This is a genomic window from Chloroflexota bacterium (genome assembly GCA_009840355.1).
Lineage (GTDB): Bacteria > Chloroflexota > Dehalococcoidia > Lucifugimonadales > JADFKI01 > Bin90.
Map to the genome: position 1 here is coordinate 12,785 of VXNZ01000009.1, position 16,360 is coordinate 29,144.

The 16,360-nt window shown below is 58.9% G+C and carries 13 protein-coding genes; 11 read left to right on the plus strand and 2 right to left on the minus strand.

The features are described from left to right. The first annotated feature begins 46 nt into the window (after positions 1-46). Positions 47-565: a hypothetical protein gene (locus F4X57_01655; GenBank protein MYC05879.1), complete on the plus strand. Its 519-nt coding sequence runs from the start codon at positions 47-49 to the stop codon at positions 563-565. Positions 566-659: 94 nt separating this feature from the next. Here F4X57_01655 and F4X57_01660 read toward each other — a convergent pair whose 3' ends face one another. Next, positions 660-1,754 carry an alpha-hydroxy-acid oxidizing protein gene (locus F4X57_01660; protein MYC05880.1) on the minus strand — a complete coding sequence of 365 codons (1,095 nt, stop codon included), beginning with the start codon at positions 1,752-1,754 and terminating at the stop codon, positions 660-662. Between the two features lie 324 nt (positions 1,755-2,078). On the opposite strand from F4X57_01660, the gene F4X57_01665 reads away from it, so the two are divergent. From F4X57_01665 to F4X57_01685, 5 genes are all read left to right on the plus strand, one after another. Next, entirely contained in the window at positions 2,079-3,014 is a 936-nt protein-coding gene (locus F4X57_01665) for an MBL fold metallo-hydrolase (protein MYC05881.1), read from the plus strand. A gap of 20 nt (positions 3,015-3,034) precedes the next feature. Continuing rightward, complete coding sequence (locus F4X57_01670) at positions 3,035-3,742, plus strand: haloacid dehalogenase type II (GenBank protein ID MYC05882.1); 708 nt, start codon at positions 3,035-3,037, stop codon at positions 3,740-3,742. After that, positions 3,739-4,452 carry an HAD-IA family hydrolase gene (locus F4X57_01675; GenBank protein MYC05883.1) on the plus strand — a complete coding sequence of 238 codons (714 nt, stop codon included), beginning with the start codon at positions 3,739-3,741 and terminating at the stop codon, positions 4,450-4,452. The genes F4X57_01670 and F4X57_01675 overlap by 4 nt, the downstream gene beginning before the upstream one ends. Positions 4,453-4,628: 176 nt before the next feature. Further along, positions 4,629-7,094: an FAD-dependent oxidoreductase gene (locus F4X57_01680; protein ID MYC05884.1), complete on the plus strand. Its 2,466-nt coding sequence runs from the start codon at positions 4,629-4,631 to the stop codon at positions 7,092-7,094. A gap of 178 nt (positions 7,095-7,272) precedes the next feature. Next, positions 7,273-8,517, plus strand: a complete 1,245-nt coding sequence (locus tag F4X57_01685; protein ID MYC05885.1) for an aminomethyl transferase family protein — start codon at positions 7,273-7,275, stop codon at positions 8,515-8,517. Between the two features lie 120 nt (positions 8,518-8,637). Here the strand turns inward: F4X57_01685 and F4X57_01690 are convergent, their stop codons facing one another. Next, entirely contained in the window at positions 8,638-11,025 is a 2,388-nt protein-coding gene (locus tag F4X57_01690; GenBank protein ID MYC05886.1) for an ABC transporter substrate-binding protein, read from the minus strand. Between the two features lie 308 nt (positions 11,026-11,333). On the opposite strand from F4X57_01690, the gene F4X57_01695 reads away from it, so the two are divergent. From F4X57_01695 to F4X57_01715, 5 genes are all read left to right on the plus strand, one after another. Beyond that, complete coding sequence (locus tag F4X57_01695) at positions 11,334-11,573, plus strand: DUF2281 domain-containing protein (protein MYC05887.1); 240 nt, start codon at positions 11,334-11,336, stop codon at positions 11,571-11,573. Further along, positions 11,566-12,000: a type II toxin-antitoxin system VapC family toxin gene (locus tag F4X57_01700; protein MYC05888.1), complete on the plus strand. Its 435-nt coding sequence runs from the start codon at positions 11,566-11,568 to the stop codon at positions 11,998-12,000. The genes F4X57_01695 and F4X57_01700 overlap by 8 nt, the downstream gene beginning before the upstream one ends. Positions 12,001-12,007: 7 nt before the next feature. After that, complete coding sequence (gene lysA, locus F4X57_01705) at positions 12,008-13,321, plus strand: diaminopimelate decarboxylase (protein ID MYC05889.1); 1,314 nt, start codon at positions 12,008-12,010, stop codon at positions 13,319-13,321. A gap of 282 nt (positions 13,322-13,603) precedes the next feature. Next, entirely contained in the window at positions 13,604-14,635 is a 1,032-nt protein-coding gene (locus tag F4X57_01710; protein MYC05890.1) for an amino acid ABC transporter substrate-binding protein, read from the plus strand. Between the two features lie 306 nt (positions 14,636-14,941). Then, positions 14,942-16,339, plus strand: coding sequence for an amidase (locus F4X57_01715; protein MYC05891.1), 1,398 nt, complete (start codon positions 14,942-14,944; stop codon positions 16,337-16,339). Positions 16,340-16,360: the final 21 nt, after the last annotated feature.

The following is a 16,360-nucleotide window of genomic DNA, read 5'->3' on the forward strand; positions in this document are numbered from 1 at the left end:
CTGATGTGGCCGGACAGAATTGGGTGGACAATGCGGGTGCGGGAGTATGCGCGAAACGGAAAATCGGGGAGCGGACGATGATCGGGTGTCTATGTGGAGCGTGCCGAGAAGGTTCAGGCGGATGTATTTTCCGCTGTTCTATTTTCTTGGTATAATCGGCGTTGTCTGGAGCGTGTGGTACGAGGCTTCGCGTCTGGGAAACGGAACTTCGTATCACGACATAACCAACGCGGTCGTCCAGAAAGCGCCGGCGATACTCTTCACGACGGCGTTCATCAGTCTTGTGATAACGGAGGCGAGTATGGTCTTGGCAGAGATGGTAGGCGACTACTTGAAGAAGCGTAGGGAAGCTGCCGCGGCAGAGGCTGCGGCGGAAGGAAGAGCGGAAGGATTGGCGGAAGGAAGAGCGGAAGGACTGGCGATAGGCGCGGAGCGGATGGGTCGCAAGTGGGCGGAGTGGAATCGGAATCGGTTGGAGGCAGAGGAACGAGGCGAAGACTTCGACGAGCCGCCGCCCAGTTCGCAAGGATTGAACGGCGCGGATGACGACAAGCGGTCGGAGTGAGCAGACTTCCTCTCTTACGAAATGCAGCACATAAGAAACGTCCTATTCTCACATGTATGAGAATAGGACGTTTCCGTTTCGCTTGCGGATTAGGCTAGTTTCTAGGCCACCAGTTGGTGTCGGGGATGTCCACTATGCCGGGGTGGAGTTGGTCCGGGCTGGCGCAGCCGACATAGGCAAGCGCGCGGTCGAATTCGACCTTCAGGATGTTGAGCATGAGTTCTACGCCGTCCGCGCCGCCGTATGCCAAGCCCCAGTAGAGCGGGCGTCCGACCAGCACGGCGCGCGCGCCAAGGCTCAGCGCTTTCAGCACATCCAAGCCGCGCCGCACGCCGGAGTCCAGATATATCTCCAAACGCTCGCCGACTGCATTCGCGATGGGCGCGAGCGTTTCGATACTGGACGGGGTGCCGTCGAGCTGCCTGCCGCCGTGGTTGGACACGACAATGCCGTCAACGCCGTACTCTGCGCACTGAATTGCGTCCTCCACCGTGCGAATGCCTTTGACGATAAGAGGCAAGCCGGTCAGATCACGCAGCCAGTCGAGCCTGTCCCATGTCAAGCCCACATAGTCGGGCGGCGCCCAGTCCGCGAGGTCCGGCACGCCGACATTTCTGCGGTTGATGAGGTCTGGGCGGTCGCGCAAGCTGCCCCAGTGCAAGCCGGGTTGCGCCATATACAGGTTGCGAATGTCGCGCTCTTTGGGGCTGCCGACGGGGGTATCAACGGTGAGGCAGATTGCCTTGTAGCCCGCTTCCTTCGCGCGCTTGACCAGAATTTCGGTTACCTCGTCGTCCTGGTGGTAGAGCTGGAACCACAGCGGACCCGAAGCGACTTCGGCGACCTCTTCGATGCTGTAGCCGGAGCTTGTGGGCAGCGTGTACAGCGTGCCCGCGCGTCCGGCGCCGGTGGCAGTGGCGCGCTCGCCTTCCGGGTGCGCCTGCCGCTGTCCGCCTGTCGGCGCGACCATCACCGGGAAGTCAATCTTCTCGCCGAGCACGGTCGTACTTAAGTTGCGCTCGGACACATCACGCAGAAAGCGTGCGTTGACCATAATGCGGTCGAACGAATCGCGATTCCTGCGCTTGGTGATTTCGTCATTCGAGGCGGCGTCCACAAATGTCCACATATTGTGGGGCATCGTCTGCTTCGCGAGGGTTTCCATGTCGTATAGATTGACGGGGTCCATCCAAGTGCTCCTTCCACAAGTGCCTGTCAAGCATATCCGCTACGCGCTTATTAATGTTTTGTTAACAGCACGGCGAATTATACTCTTGCTAATCTCAATTTCAAATAGATTTGCCAGTCAAATGACGGGTTTTGCGAGATTTCGTTGCAGATTGCTTGGGAATTATCGCTATCCCCTCCGGGGCTGATAGGAAGGCGCAGAGTATCCGATTGCCAAATGGGCAATTGATTAAGCATCAATGTCAATGTATTGTATTTTCTTCAGGCAAAATCTGTCAGGGAGATCTTTGAAGCAGACCCAGCAGTTTAGAACGCAAAGGATAAAATGCAAAAGGACGCGCATGACATGAAGACAAGCATTACGGAGATTGCGGCGGGCGTGCACCAGATGGTCGTTGGCGAAGGCGCGCACGAGGGCGTTTACGCGCCGAATGTGTATCTGGCGCTAGGCAGCGAGCGCGCGGCAATCATCGACACGGCGTATGGCAAAGACGCCGAAGTGGACTACTATTTGGCGCAATGGCGGGCGATGGGATCGCCGGAGATTGCAGCTATCGTGCTGACTCACCGGCATGGCGACCACATCGGCGGCGCGAACCGGCTGCGCGAGGCTACGGGCGGAGCGGTGTTTTGCCACGGCATCGAACAAGAGGCGATAGAGTCCGAGCAATCTTCCGCGCGTGCGCCGGACGAACCATTCCAGCGCATGGCAGACGAAAACGATGACGAAGGCGATTACGGCACCGAAGGCGTGAGCGTGGACGCGACCGTGAAGGACGGCGATACGCTGGAGCTTGGCGATGCGACGCTGGAGTTCATACACACGCCGGGGCATACTTTAGGCAGCCTGAGCATTCTGCACCGGCAGACGGGCGTGCTGTTCAGCGGCGATATGATACTGGGCACCGGCACGACCGTCATCAGCCCGGATCACGGCGATATGGCAGCGTACATCGAGTCGATGCGCAAGATGAAGGGCTTCGATTCGCGGATGATTGCGCCGGGGCACGGTCCGATGATACACACGCCGCAGGACAAGCTGAACGAGATGATAACGCGCCGCTTCGCGCGTGAAGAGCAGATTGTCAAATTGGTTGAAGCGGGCAATCGCAGCCTAGACACGCTGCTGGACGCCATCTATGCCGGCAAAATCCATCCGCAGCTGATGGATACCGCCCGCAGCCAAATTCGCGCGCATCTGATAAAGCTGCAAGCGGAAGGACGGGTAAGTGACATCGATGGACAAGATGAGCAGGATTAGGATGGGAGACGAAGTATCTGATGCTGGACTTCAATAATTATGACGCGCTGACATTTGACTGCTACGGGACGCTGATTGATTGGGAATCGGGGATTGCGGGCGCGCTGCGGCCGGTCGTGGACGCGCACGGCGCGAGTGTGAGCGACGACGAGCTGATGGCGCTTTACGCGGAGGTCGAGGGCGCGGGCAAATCCGGCGAGTACCGGCGATACCGCGAAGTTCTGCGAAACACTGTCATCGGAATCTGCGAACGGCTGGACTTTGAGCCGTCCGCGTCTGAGGCGGAATGCCTCGCTGAATCTCTGGGCAACTGGCAGCCCTTCGACGACACGGTGGACGCGCTGCGCCGTCTGCAGAGCCGATACAAACTTTGCATCGTGTCGAATGTGGACGACGACTTGTTTGCCGGCACGCAGCAGACACTGGGCATCGATTTCGACTTCGTGGTAACGGCGGAGCAGGTTGGGTCGTACAAGCCTTCGCACAACAACTTCGCGATGGCTGTCGCGCGCATTGGCGTGCCTAAAGAGCGCGTTCTGCATGTGGCGGAAAGCGTCAAGCTGGACATCGTACCGGCAAAGAGCTTCGGCATGGATGCGGTGTGGGTGAACAGGCACGCCGGACTGGAGCGCGAGGGCAGCGCGTCGGGCAATCCAATCGGCGGCAACTCCGGCGCGGACTTGGAAGTGCCGGACTTGAAGACGCTCGCCGACATGATGGGGCTGTGAGCACGGCAACTGACATCGATGGGCAGGATGGGATGAGCGCGTATCCAAGTATCGCCGATGTGCAGAGTATCATCTTCGACTTCGACTACACTCTCGCGGATTCGTCCGACGGCGTAATCGAGTGCGCGAACTATGCGCTGCGGCGGCTGGGGCTGCCCACTGCCACGGATGACTCGATTCGGCGCACGATAGGCTTGTCGCTGCCGCGCACGCTGACGGCGCTGGCTGGCGATGAGCATTCCGCGCTTGGGGACGAGTTTATGCGGATTTTCTTGGAACGGGCGGAAAAGATGATGCCCGATGCCACGATGCTATTCGATTTCGTACCGTCGCTAGTGGATACGCTTTTAGGACATGGCATAGAGTTGGGAATCGTGTCGTCGGGGAGACGATGGCGCATATCACGCGTACTGCGACGGGAAGAATTAGATAGTCAATTCAAGGTTATCGTGGGCATCGAGGATGTGGATGAACCGAAACCCGATCCAACGGGGCTGCTGCGCGCGGTTGCCAAACTGGATACGCCGAAGAAGCGCTGCCTGTATGTGGGGGACAGCACAACAGACGCGGAGACGGCACGGCGCGCCGGCGTAAGATTCGCCGCCGTCTTGTCCGGCGTCACGCCGCGTGAGGCATTCGCGGAGTATGCGCCGGTGACGGTGTTGGAGAGCGCCGCGGAGCTGCCGGGGGCGCTGCGTGGCGCGCACTGACATCCCATCCTGCTCATCCTGTTCATCCGTGTAAAACTGCGCCCAAATTCGACCTTACATGCGGGCTGAATCTGTGCTAGCATCGGCGGACAGGGCATTATCGCTTACGACAATACCTATTATCACTGGATGGCTGGGAGACACTGGGGGACATAGGTGCCATGTCTGACTTCACCCTGCCGAAGTATGCGCGAGCGGTCGTCATTGGCGCGGGCATCGCGGGCTGCAGCGTCGCGTACCACCTGACCAAACTCGGCTGGCGAGATGTCGTCGTCGTTGAGCAAGGACCGCTGTTCGAGACGGGCGGCTCTACCTCGCACGCGCCGGGTCTGGTGTTTCAACTCAACGCGTCAAAGACGATGACCGAGTTCGCGCGTTATACTGTTGACCTTTGGAGCAACCTGACGCTTGACGGCGAGCCGTGCGCCAATCCTGTGGGCAGCCTAGAAGCCGCTTGGACGCCCGAGCGCCTGACCGATTTGAAGCGCAAGGCGGGCTATGGCAAAAGCTGGGGCGTCGAGGCGCATCTCATCAGCACGGACGAGGCGCGCGCTATGATTCCGATGCTGTCCGAGCGCGTGCTGGGCGCGCTGCATGTGCCGTCCGACATTCACACGAAGGCTACGCGACCGGCAGAGGCTATGGCGCGCGAGGCAGCCTGCAACGGCGCGGCGTTCTTCGGCGGCGTCAAGGTTACCGGCTTTGGTATTGACGCAGGGCGCATTACGGGCGTGCATACATCGCGGGGCGAAATCAAGACAGAGTTAGTCGTTTCCGCGGCGGGCATCTGGGCGCCTACGGTAGGCGGCATGGCAGGTGTGCCAATTCCGCTGTCGCCGATGCAGCACTTGTACGCCGTAACGACTCCGCTAGAAGGGCTTGCAGGCGCGAAAGCAGAGGTCGAACAGCCGCTGTTGCGCCATCAAGACGCGGCGATGTACTTTCGCCAAGAGCGCGAAGGCTACGGCATCGGGTCGTACAACCACGAGCCGCTCTTGATGGACGCGGACGATATACTCGACCACTCCGACGCGCCGATTATGCCGTCCGAAGTGGAGTTCACGCCACGCCACTTCGAGCGCGCTTGGACGGCGGCGCGCGAAATCCTGCCCGGCATCGAGGGCGCCGGGCTGACGCGCAAGTTCAACGGCATATTTTCGTTTACGATGGACGGATTTCCGGTACTGGGCGAATCGCCGCAGGTTCGCGGATTTTGGTCGGCGCAGGCGGTTTGGATTACGCACGCGGGCGGTGTGGGCAAGGCGGTCGCCGAGTGGATTGTCAACGGCGAACCCACGACAGATCTGCGCGAATGCGACATCCGCCGTTTTCATCCGCACGCGAACACGCGACCTTATGTGCGGGCGCGCGCCGCGCAGCAATACCGCGAAGTCTATGACATCATCCACCCGCGCCAGCAGATGGAACACCCGCGTAACCTGCGCCTGACGCCGTTTTTCCCTCGACAGCAGGCGTTGGGCGCCGTGTTCTTCGAGAACGCCGGGTGGGAGCGACCGCAGTGGTATGCCGCCAACGAAGGTTTGCTAGATTCGCTGACCGTCAAGGGCGCGGAACGCACGGGCTGGGTGGCGCGCGAATGGTCGCCGACGGTCGCGGCAGAGCATGTCGCCGCGCGAGAGCGTGTCGCCATGTTCGACATGACGCCATTCGCCAAGTTTGAGATTGCCGGATCGGGCGCGCTCGGCGCATTGCAGCGGCTCGCCACGAACCAGATGAACAAGCCGGTGGGCAGCATCACATACACATCAATGCTCACGCCGAGCGGCGGAATCAAGTGCGATCTGACCGTCACGCGGCTGGACGATGAGCGCTTCATGGTCGTTACCGGCGGCGCGATGGGACTGCACGACTTGGCGTGGATTGAGGCGGGCATGCCGCAAGACGGGTCTGCGCGGATTACCGATGTATCCACGGCGCTGTGCTGCATCGGGCTGTGGGGACCGCGCGCTCGCGACTTGCTGAGCCGCGTGTGCGATGACGACCTGAGCAACGACGGTTTTCCGTATATGTCCGCGAAACGCATCATGATAGGCGAAGTTCCCGCGCTGGCGCTGCGCATATCGTACATCGGCGAGCTTGGCTGGGAGGTGTACGCGCCGGCGGAAATGGGCGCGCGGCTGTGGGATTTGCTGTGGGAAGCCGGTCAGCCGCTTGGCGTCATCGCGGCGGGCGGCGGCGCGTTCGACTCGCTGCGCCTCGAAAAGGGCTACCGCTTGTGGGGCAACGACATTCACACCGAATACAACCCGTACGAGGCGGGTATCGGCTTCGCAGTGCGAATGCGAAAGGGCGATTTCATCGGCAGAGACGCGCTGCGAAAAGTACGGGCAGAAGGCGTGCGCCGCAAACTATGCTGTATAACGCTGGACGACACGGATGCCGTGGTGGTTGGCAAAGAGCCTATTCTTGGGACAAACAGGGACGGTGATGAAACGCTGGGCTATGTAACGAGCGCGAACTACGGACATTCCATCGGCAAGGGCATTGTGTACGGCTACCTGCCGCAGCAGTATGCCGGTGTGGGAACGAAGGTCGATGTGCTGTACTTCGGCGACCGCCTGCCGGCGACGGTAGCGCGCGAGCCACTGTACGACCCCGATGGGGGGAAGATGAAGGCGTAGGCGGACTCAGCAGCAGCGCCCGTGAGTATCGGAAAGCGATGCCGCGCGAAGATAGGCGCGGCGCAGTGAAAGGAGAAGTGCGTAGAGTTAAGCGAAAATAATCTTCCGCGTTGGCGTGTCATGTTGAGCTGGCCCTAAAGCCATATAACTATGGCCATATAACTATGGAGGTTATACGGTGGAGCAAACTCTGGTAATCGACGGTCTTAAGCGGCGAACTTTGCCGATCAACTTGCGTCAGAGCGGGAACAGCGACGCCCGTATGCTGATTTCCACTCGGATTAGGAAGTCCCCTTGGTGGCACTTGTCGAAGGCGGCAGGCTGCTGGGCATACACTACTTATAACCACATGTATCATCCGCGAGCGTACATTAAGCCGGAGCAGGGAGGGTTGCTTGAAGAGTACAAGTACCTGACACGGCATGTGAGCATGTGGGATGTGGCGGTAGAGCGGCAGATACAGGTGAAGGGACCTGACGCTGCCGCATTCGTGAATTACATAATCACGCGCGATGTGCATACGCTTCTGCCTCCGATGCAGGCGCGCTATGTCATTTTGTGCAACCAATACGGCGGTGTCATCAACGACCCTGTGCTGCTGCGCGTGGCGGAGGACGAGTTCTGGTTCAGCATTTCGGACTCGGACCTGCTGCTGTGGGCGCAGGGCGTGAACCACACCGGAAGGTTTAATGTGAGCATCAACGAGATAGATGTATCGCCGGTGCAGATTCAGGGTCCCAAGTCCGTGGACTTGATGGAGAAGATGTTCGGCGAGCAGGTACGCAGCATACCGTATTACGGCTTGCTGCGCGCGAAACTGAACGGGCACGATGTTACAATCTCGCGCACCGGCTTCTCCGCCGAGGTCGGATTCGAGATATACCTGCACGACGCCATGCTGTACGCCGACGATGTTTGGCCGCACATACTGGAGCAAGGGGAAGAGTTCAATCTGCGTGTCATCGCGCCAAGCCACATACGCCGCCTAGAGGCGGGCATCCTGTCTTACGGGCAGGATATGGACATCGAGAACAACCCGTACGAAGTGCGGCTAGGCTGGCAGGTTGACCTTAATAAGCACGATTTCGTTGGCAAGCAAGCGCTGACGCAGATAAAGAGCGAGGGCGTGAAGCAGCGGCTCGTGGGCTTGAAGATGGGCGGCGAGCCTATCACTTGGTACAACGAGAGTTTCTACCTCGTGAAAGATGCCGAATCGGGTGATGATGTCGGCTATGTTACCAGCGCGTTCTGGTCGCCCAACTTGGGGTCGAACATCGCAATCGCCGCAATGCCGCGCTCGCACTGGAAACGGGGCACAAATGTCAAAGTTGACCTGCCCGCCGACGGCATAGTGGACGCCCAAGTAGTGCGCGTCCCGTTCTTCGACCCAACGAAGGAAGTGCCGAAGACCGTGCTGCAATAATTCGCAACAGTTCATTTAACGGGATGGACAGGCAACGGGATGGACAGGACAGGATAAATGGGATGATGTCCCGCCACTCTCGCCTTACGCGGGAATGGCGGGATGTTTCTTGCTATTGCGTTAGTCTGCTAGTTCTAGGTCGCCGTCGGCGTTGATGACGGTCATGAAGACTTCATCCGAACCTTGGTTATCGTCGGGGCCGTATTCCAGTTCAAAGCCGTCTATGTCAATTGTGATCGAATCGCCGGTAACATCCAAGAAGCAGTCGCGGGTAACATCAGCGCCGCAGTCTTCCAGACGCTCGATGACTAGCCGTCCGGCGATATAGCCTTCGAGCGAGACGAAGCCCGGCTCTGCGCCGGAGTCGTATTCGTCGAGCGCGTCTAGGTAGCTCTCTACGACCGGCACGCTGTCGTCGTCCGGCAGCGGCACGACTTGCGTTACATACACGCCTTCTCCGTCGCTTCCAAGCTCGTCTGCGAGCGCGTTACTGCCCACAAACGACACTGCCATGAATATCGGGTCAGAGTCAAGATCGTCGCGCAGCGTCCGTATCGCCTCTGCCGCCTGCAAGTAGGAACTGATTATCACGACTGCTTCGGGGTTCGCCGCCGCGATGTCGAAGGCTGCCCTTTTCACCGCGGTAGAATTACGCTGGTATATTCCGGACGCCACTACGTCCATACCGTGATCATCCAACGCCTGCTGTACGCCTTGCAGACCGTCCCTACCGTACGAGTCGTTCTGGTACAGTACCGCGACCCGAGTTACGTCCATCTCAGTCAAGCGTTCGACCATCGCTTCCGTTTCCTGATGGTACGAAGCACGCACATTCAGCGTGTTGTTCAAATCTTCGTCGCGCAGGAAGTTCGCGCCGGTGAACGGCCCGATGAAAGGCACACCCAAGTCGTGCGCCAGCGGCGATACCGCACGCGATGTTGGCGTGCCAACCGCGCCGATGAGACCGTAAACGCGATAATTTTCAATCAGTCGCATCGTATTCGCAAACGCGAAATCGCTTTCGTAGCGGTCGTCCAATGTTGTGAGCGAGAGTTGGCGACCGTGCACGCCGCCGTTGCGGTTCGCTTCTTCGAACGCCGCCAGAAGGCCGAGCTGCATCCCTTCACCCAACGCCTGAGAAGGACCGGACAAGGCGGCAGACTGCCCGAACATTATCTCGTCGTCGGTTACGCCGGGCACGCCGAGAGCGGGAGGCTCGGGCGTAGGCAGCACGGGCATCCCCTGGATTTCCGATGTAAACGCGTCAATCTCGCTCGTTAACGCTAGGATTATCCGCGTATTGTCTTGCCTAAGCGCTCTCTCGGCGCTGACTAGCGTCAAGCGGCCTTGTGTGTCGCCGATCTCGTCGCGGGCATCTCCCAGAGTCTGCTCGATCATTCTAATCGCGCGAGTAGATATGGCATTGTTCTCTTTCAGATATTCAAGGCTTTCAGTCGCCCGCCCTTCTGCCGATTCGTAACCTTCCTGAACGCGCGCCAAATTCGTCGGATCTTGCAATAGGGCTAACAAGAGCAGCATCGTATGCGCCTGTATCAAGTTCCCATTGAGCGATGAGGTATGCGAGTGCACCAAAAAGTTTTGTATTGACACTTCTGTGTCATTGTCGCGGTGGTCAAGCAGAGCATCGAATTGCTGGTCGTCCACGCTTTCGGCCAATAGGGGCCACAGCAGGGTAGAGTTCCGCACCACCAGTTCGTTTCGGATCCTCGCGCTTGTCGCCAATTCACGCAGCAGGTCGGGGCGTCCGCCGTGGATTGTATCCACATTGTCGGACAGCTGGTCTATCAGGTCTTCAATCTCGTCAACGCGGTCGTCGTGTCCACGATTTCGGATGATTTGCAGATGGTCGTCTAGCGCGTTGGCGAGGTCGTTCGCGCGGGTTCGTTCGTCTCGGAGATAATCTCGCGTCATACTTATGTTTGTCGGACGCGACGCGGTGGCGGCGAGTTCGCTTGCGCTGCCGGCAATGCCTTGCACGGCGGATTGCAACTGCGCGACTTCTTGCGCGTCCAGCACATCCTTGTCGCCTGCCAGGCGCAGGAAGACCCATTCCGACCAGTGCGGGTCGGAATCGGAATCGCTGATGCTGCCAATTCGGAATGCGTACAGCGTCCCCGTCTTGAGCCGGTTAATAGTGAGTGAGTACGTCGATGCGTCGGTTGCTGACACATCTATCGAATTGAGCGTGTGCTCCCAAGTCTGGTCGAAGAAGTTAGCTGCAATGTCGGCGGCATCCCAGTTGAACCACTGCAATCGATATACTGTCGCGCCTTCGGTTGCGTCCCACGACGCGACGGCAGTGCCGGATTCAGTGCCGTCCACGACATCCAAGCCGCCTTCGTGGTCTAGCGTGATGCTGTCCGGCGATGGCAGGTCCGTCTGCGCGTGCGCGACATTGCCCGGCAAAAGCAAATTGCCCGCATCTGATAGCATGCCCGCGCCAATCACCGCGAGCAGCAACGCCGCTAATAGTCTGATTTTGATCATTGTCGTCTCCTACTCCTATAACTTAAGATTTACTAACTTAAGATTTACATCGATGCACAGGATAAACGACACTATACTATGCTGTCCACACTATAATAATATAGTGGGCGCTATTTAATCTGAACGGTAAGGTATTTCTGGAGTTTGCTGATGAGTTTTGACAATATAGACCTGTTTCCCGTTACGGCGGCGGTCAACGAACACGACCACCTGTCGCTAGGCGGCTGCGCCTGTCGCCGGGCGTCGACGGTGTCAGGCTATAATCATGTGATGAAGCAATACGAACTCTTGAAGGAGGACAAACACAAATGACAATTCAAGAGGAAATCGTTGAAAGGGTGCAATTCTTGCCCGAGGATAAACAACGCGAGGTGCTGACATTTATAGAGGCTCTTGCGTCGGAGAAAGAGGACATCCCCAAAGCCGGTCTGCGGCAGGACTGGGCGGGCGCGCTGAGTGAATACGAGGACGGATTAACTTCGGTCGAGCTTCAAAAGAAGGCATTGGAATGGCGGGTTGAACCGTTAGTAGAACGGCGTGATGAATAGCGCGGCGCTTCTAATTGACAGCAATATATGGCTTGAACGCCTGCTTGACCAGGATAGGGCGTCAGAAGTGGAAAGGTTTCTTGCAGAAACCCCATCCGAGTTGCTGTACATCACAGATTTTGCTCTGCACTCAATTTGCCTTATCTTGCAAAGAGTCAATCAGCCGGATACTTTGCGCGTCTTTGTCAACGACCTTTTTTCGCAGGGAGGGGTAAAGTTGGTTCGTCTTAATCCCTCTGACATCCACAATATCGTAGATGTTATCCAAGAGTTCGAATTGGACTTTGACGACGCTTATCAGTATGTCGCCGCCGAAAAGTTCGGACTTACAATAGTAAGTTTCGACGCCGACTTCAACAGAACGGCAAGAGGCCACAAACTGCCCGGCGATATATTGCAACAACGATATTCAGAATGTGAGGAGTAGGAAGGCAATGAGTTTTGACAATATAGACCTGTTCCCCGTTACGGCGGCGGTCAACGAACACGACCACCTGTCGCTAGGCGGCTGCGACGCTGTGGACCTAGCGGCGGAGTTTGGCACGCCGTTGTATGTGTTCGACGAGGATACGCTGCGTGGGATGTGCAGGCAGTTCGTTACGGAGTTCGGCGCGCGCTATCCGAACAGCCGCGTGGCGTACGCATCGAAGGCGTTCGTGAACCCGGCAATAGCGCGCATCGTCACTGAGGAAGGCTTGGGGTTGGATGTCGTGTCCGGCGGCGAGCTTGCCGTTGCGTGCGCTGCCGATGTGCCGCCTGAGGGCGTGTATTTTCACGGTAACAACAAGACGCCGGACGAGCTCGAATTCGCGCTGGACTATGGGATCGGGCAAATCGTCGTGGACAGCTTCCACGAACTCGAAGTGCTGGACGCGACAGCCGGACGGCGCGGCGTGCGGCAGGACATTATGCTGCGCCTGTCGCCGGGCGTCGATGCGCACACGCACGAGAAGACCACAACCGGCATACTCGACAGCAAGTTCGGCTTTTCCATCGAGACGGGCGACGCTGCGAAGGCGATACGGCAGGCGCTGAACGCGACTAACCTCGACCTTGTGGGTATTCACTTTCACTTGGGGTCGCCGATATTCGAACTTGAGCCTTACGAGTTCGGGATTGAAGTGGTGCTGAACTTCCTGACGCAGTTCAAGGAAGAAGGCTTGGAGTTGCAGGTGTTCAGTCCGGGCGGCGGGTTTGCAATCGGATATGTGCGCGACGAGCCGCCGCCGGAGATTGCGGAGTACGCCGATTCAATCACGAAGTACACTACGCGGCTGTGCGACGAACTGGGCTTTGGAACGCCGCTGCTGGTGGTAGAGCCGGGACGGTCTATCGTGGGACGCGCGGGTGTTGCGCTGTACACCGTTGGCGGCATCAAGAACATCCCGACCGTGCGCAAGTATGTGTCGCTGGACGGCGGCATGGGCGACAACATCCGCCCGGCGATATACGGCTCGGAGTATGAAGCGGTGCTGGCGAGCCGCATGTCCGCGCCGCCGCAGGAAGTGGTTACGCTTGCGGGCAAGTACTGCGAATCAGGCGATGTGCTGATAAATGACATCAAGATGCCGGCGGTAGAGCCGGGTGACATAATCGCCATTCCATCGTCAGGAGCATACGCGCCGTCTATGGCAAGCAATTACAACCTAAACGGCAGACCCGCGATAGTGATGGCGAAAGACGGCAACGCGACGCTAATCCGCCGCCGCGAAACCTACGCCGACATGATGATCGCGGATGTGTTTTAGGGAGTTTTCAGTTTTTAGTCTTCAGTTTTTAGTTTTCAGTTGTCAGTATCTGGGACTGGCGGCGATGGACGGGACATGGGGAGATTTACTGCCCATCCCAACCTTCCTCCTCTGAGGGGGAAGGGGGTTATGAAATTGTCCCAATGAAAGGAGTCCACTTTGAAATATCGGATATTTGGGATTATCGCGGTGATGGCGCTTGGGATTATGGCGCTTGCGGCGTGTTCGCAGGAAGCCGCGCCTGAGACCGCCGTTGACACCGCGGCGCTCGAAAGCAGGGCAATGGAGGCAGAGGCGCGCGTGTCCGAGCTTGAGGCGGAGATTCAGCGAATGGCGGCGAACGATGGCAGCCGTCTCGCGCTGATAAAGGAACGCGGCATGGTCGTCTGCGGCAGCAACAAGAGCCTCGCCGGTTTCGGCTACATAGACGCAGGCGGCAACACCGTAGGGTTCGACATCGACCTGTGCCGTGCGGTCGCGGCAGCGGTCTTTGGCGACCCCAACGCGATTGAGTTCCGCCCACTCTCCGCGGCGGAAAGAGGTCCTGCGATGCAATCGGGCGAACTGGACCTCATGTCCCGCAACACCACTTGGACAAGCAGCCGCAACGCGCAGTGGGGCAACTTCGCGCCCACGATGTTCTACGACGGGCAGGGCTTCATGGTGCCGGAGGCGCTGGGCGTTAACAACATGATGGAACTGCGCGGCGCTCGCATTTGCGTTCAGCAGGGTACGACGACCGAGCTGAACTTGCAGGACTTCGACAATCAGAACGACATGGACTTCGAGATACTAACCTTCGAGACCAATCCCATAACATCTGACGCTTACAGGAACGGCCAATGCGACGCGCTTACGACGGATCGCTCCGGGCTTGTCAGCACGCGGGCGAGTTTCAGCAACCCCGACGAGCATACGATATTGGCAGGCACTATCTCGGAAGAGCCTTTGGGGCCGGTAGTGCCGCACGGCGATGAGCAGTGGTTCGACATCGTATCCGCCGTTATGGCATACCTGATTTACGCCGAGGCATTCGGCATCACCGCCGATAGCGTGCCGAATTCCGTCACCGGCGACACCGCCATTGACCGCATGTTCGGTCTGGAAGGTTCGTATGGACAGGAGACTATGGGGATTAGCCTGACGGCGGCGCAGGATGTGATTCGCAGCGTGGGCAACTACGGCGAGATATACGAACGCCACCTGACGCCGCTGGGCTTAGAGCGTGAAGGCAGCCGCAACGCCCTATGGTCCGCCGCCCCCTGCACCGACTGCCCCAAAGGCGGCCAAATATACGCCGCGCCGCTGCGGTAGAGAATCACATAGCCAGTACGAGTAAATGGAGAAGAAAGAGCCGCCGAGCGCGAATGCGTATCGGCGGCTCTTGGTGTTTTGCGATATTTGTCAATTTGGGCGCTTCATCATCAGCGCCGCACAGAATATCAGCAGGGGTGACCGGTCGGTCGCCCCTACGCAGAGAGCATTTCGAAATGACGGTCTGAAATGTAGTAGAATCGCAAATCATGGTGGCTTGCACCTACTTTGCTTGCATTTACCTTGCTTGCCACATCGGATATACACCTTCCAATTTGAGACAAGAGCGCGCAAAAGGAGACACCCATGACAGACATCATCTACGCATCCGCTAAGACTATGGCGCAGGCGATTCAGAACAAGGAAATCTCGGCGGTGGAACTGGTGGACGCGCATTTGGCGCGCATTGAAGAGGTGAACCCGGCGCTGAACGCTGTGGTGCAGATTGCGGCCGACAGGGCGCGCGCTGAAGCGGCGGAGGCGGACGCCGCAATTGCGCGCGGCGAAAGCAAGGGCGCGCTGCACGGCGTTCCGTTCACGCTGAAGGATTCTATCGACACCGAAGGCATCATCACGACGGGCGGGACTCTGGGACGCAAGGAGTATGTGCCGGACGCTGACGCCACAGTCGCGGCGCGGCTGCGCGCGGCGGGCGGTATTTTGCTGGGTAAGACGAATACGCCGGAGCTAACGCTCGCCGGCGAGACGAACAATCTGGTGTACGGGCAGTCCAACAACCCGTTCGATGTAAGCCGCACGACGGGCGGCAGCAGCGGCGGCGCGGGCGCAATCGTCTCGACCGGTGGCGCGGCGTTCGACATCGGCAGCGACACAGGCGGCAGCGTGCGCTATCCGGCGCACTTCTGCGGCATCGCGGGGCTGAAGCCGAACTCCGGGCGTGTGCCGCGCACAGGGCATATCGTGCCGCACAGCATGGGTGCGGTCGATTCGCTGACACAGAACGGCCCGATGGCGCGGTACGTCGAAGACCTCGCGCTCCTATTGCCCATCATCTCCGGACCCGATTGGAACGACCCTGCCATCGTGCCTATGCCTCTCGGCGATCCGGCGGATGTGGACATAAGCGGGCTGCGCGTATGCTTCTACACGGACAACGGCATTCGCACGCCAACCGCCGAGACGGTCGCTGCCGTGCGCGCCGCCGTTGATGCGCTCGCAGACGCGGGCTGCGCCGTTACCGAAGATGTGCCGTCCGTCATCGCGGAGAACCCGGACATATCCAACATGCTGTCCGGCGGCGACGGCAGGGCTTGGACGCAGCGATTGCTGGACAAGTGGGGCACGACCGAGACGCATCCGTGGCTGACGCGGCGCATGGAACGCGCATCGGAGCATCAGGCGGAAGTCGGCGATTTCAGCGGCACGCTGGAAATGGTGGACGCGTTCCGCAGCGCGATGCTGGGCTTCGTGCAGCACTACGATGTGATAATCTGCCCGGTCTCCGCGTTCGCTGCGCTGCCACATGGACAATCGCTGGAGCGCGAGAACGAGCCGGGCATGAGCTACACCGGCACTTACAATATCACCGGCTGGCCATCGACTGTGGTGCGCGGCGGGACATCGCCGGACGGATTGCCCATCGGCGTGCAGGCGGTATCACAGCCGTGGCGCGAAGACGTTTCGCTGGCAGTGGCGCAGTACTTGGAGGGGGCGCTTGGCGGGTGGGTGAAGCCGCCGATGTAATAACTTGCAGGGAGCATAGTA

Bases quoted from the DNA above. Each gene is read 5' to 3' on its own strand.
- F4X57_01655 (MYC05879.1), top strand. From the start codon at position 47: ATGCGCGAAACGGAAAATCGGGGAGCGGACGATGATCGGGTGTCTATG.
- F4X57_01660 (MYC05880.1), bottom strand. From the start codon at position 1,754: ATGGACCCCGTCAATCTATACGACATGGAAACCCTCGCGAAGCAGACG.
- F4X57_01665 (MYC05881.1), top strand. From the start codon at position 2,079: ATGCAAAAGGACGCGCATGACATGAAGACAAGCATTACGGAGATTGCG.
- F4X57_01670 (MYC05882.1), top strand. From the start codon at position 3,035: ATGCTGGACTTCAATAATTATGACGCGCTGACATTTGACTGCTACGGG.
- F4X57_01690 (MYC05886.1), bottom strand. From the start codon at position 11,025: ATGATCAAAATCAGACTATTAGCGGCGTTGCTGCTCGCGGTGATTGGC.
- F4X57_01695 (MYC05887.1), top strand. From the start codon at position 11,334: ATGACAATTCAAGAGGAAATCGTTGAAAGGGTGCAATTCTTGCCCGAG.
- F4X57_01700 (MYC05888.1), top strand. From the start codon at position 11,566: ATGAATAGCGCGGCGCTTCTAATTGACAGCAATATATGGCTTGAACGC.
- lysA (MYC05889.1), top strand. From the start codon at position 12,008: ATGAGTTTTGACAATATAGACCTGTTCCCCGTTACGGCGGCGGTCAAC.
- F4X57_01710 (MYC05890.1), top strand. From the start codon at position 13,604: ATGGAGGCAGAGGCGCGCGTGTCCGAGCTTGAGGCGGAGATTCAGCGA.
- F4X57_01715 (MYC05891.1), top strand. From the start codon at position 14,942: ATGACAGACATCATCTACGCATCCGCTAAGACTATGGCGCAGGCGATT.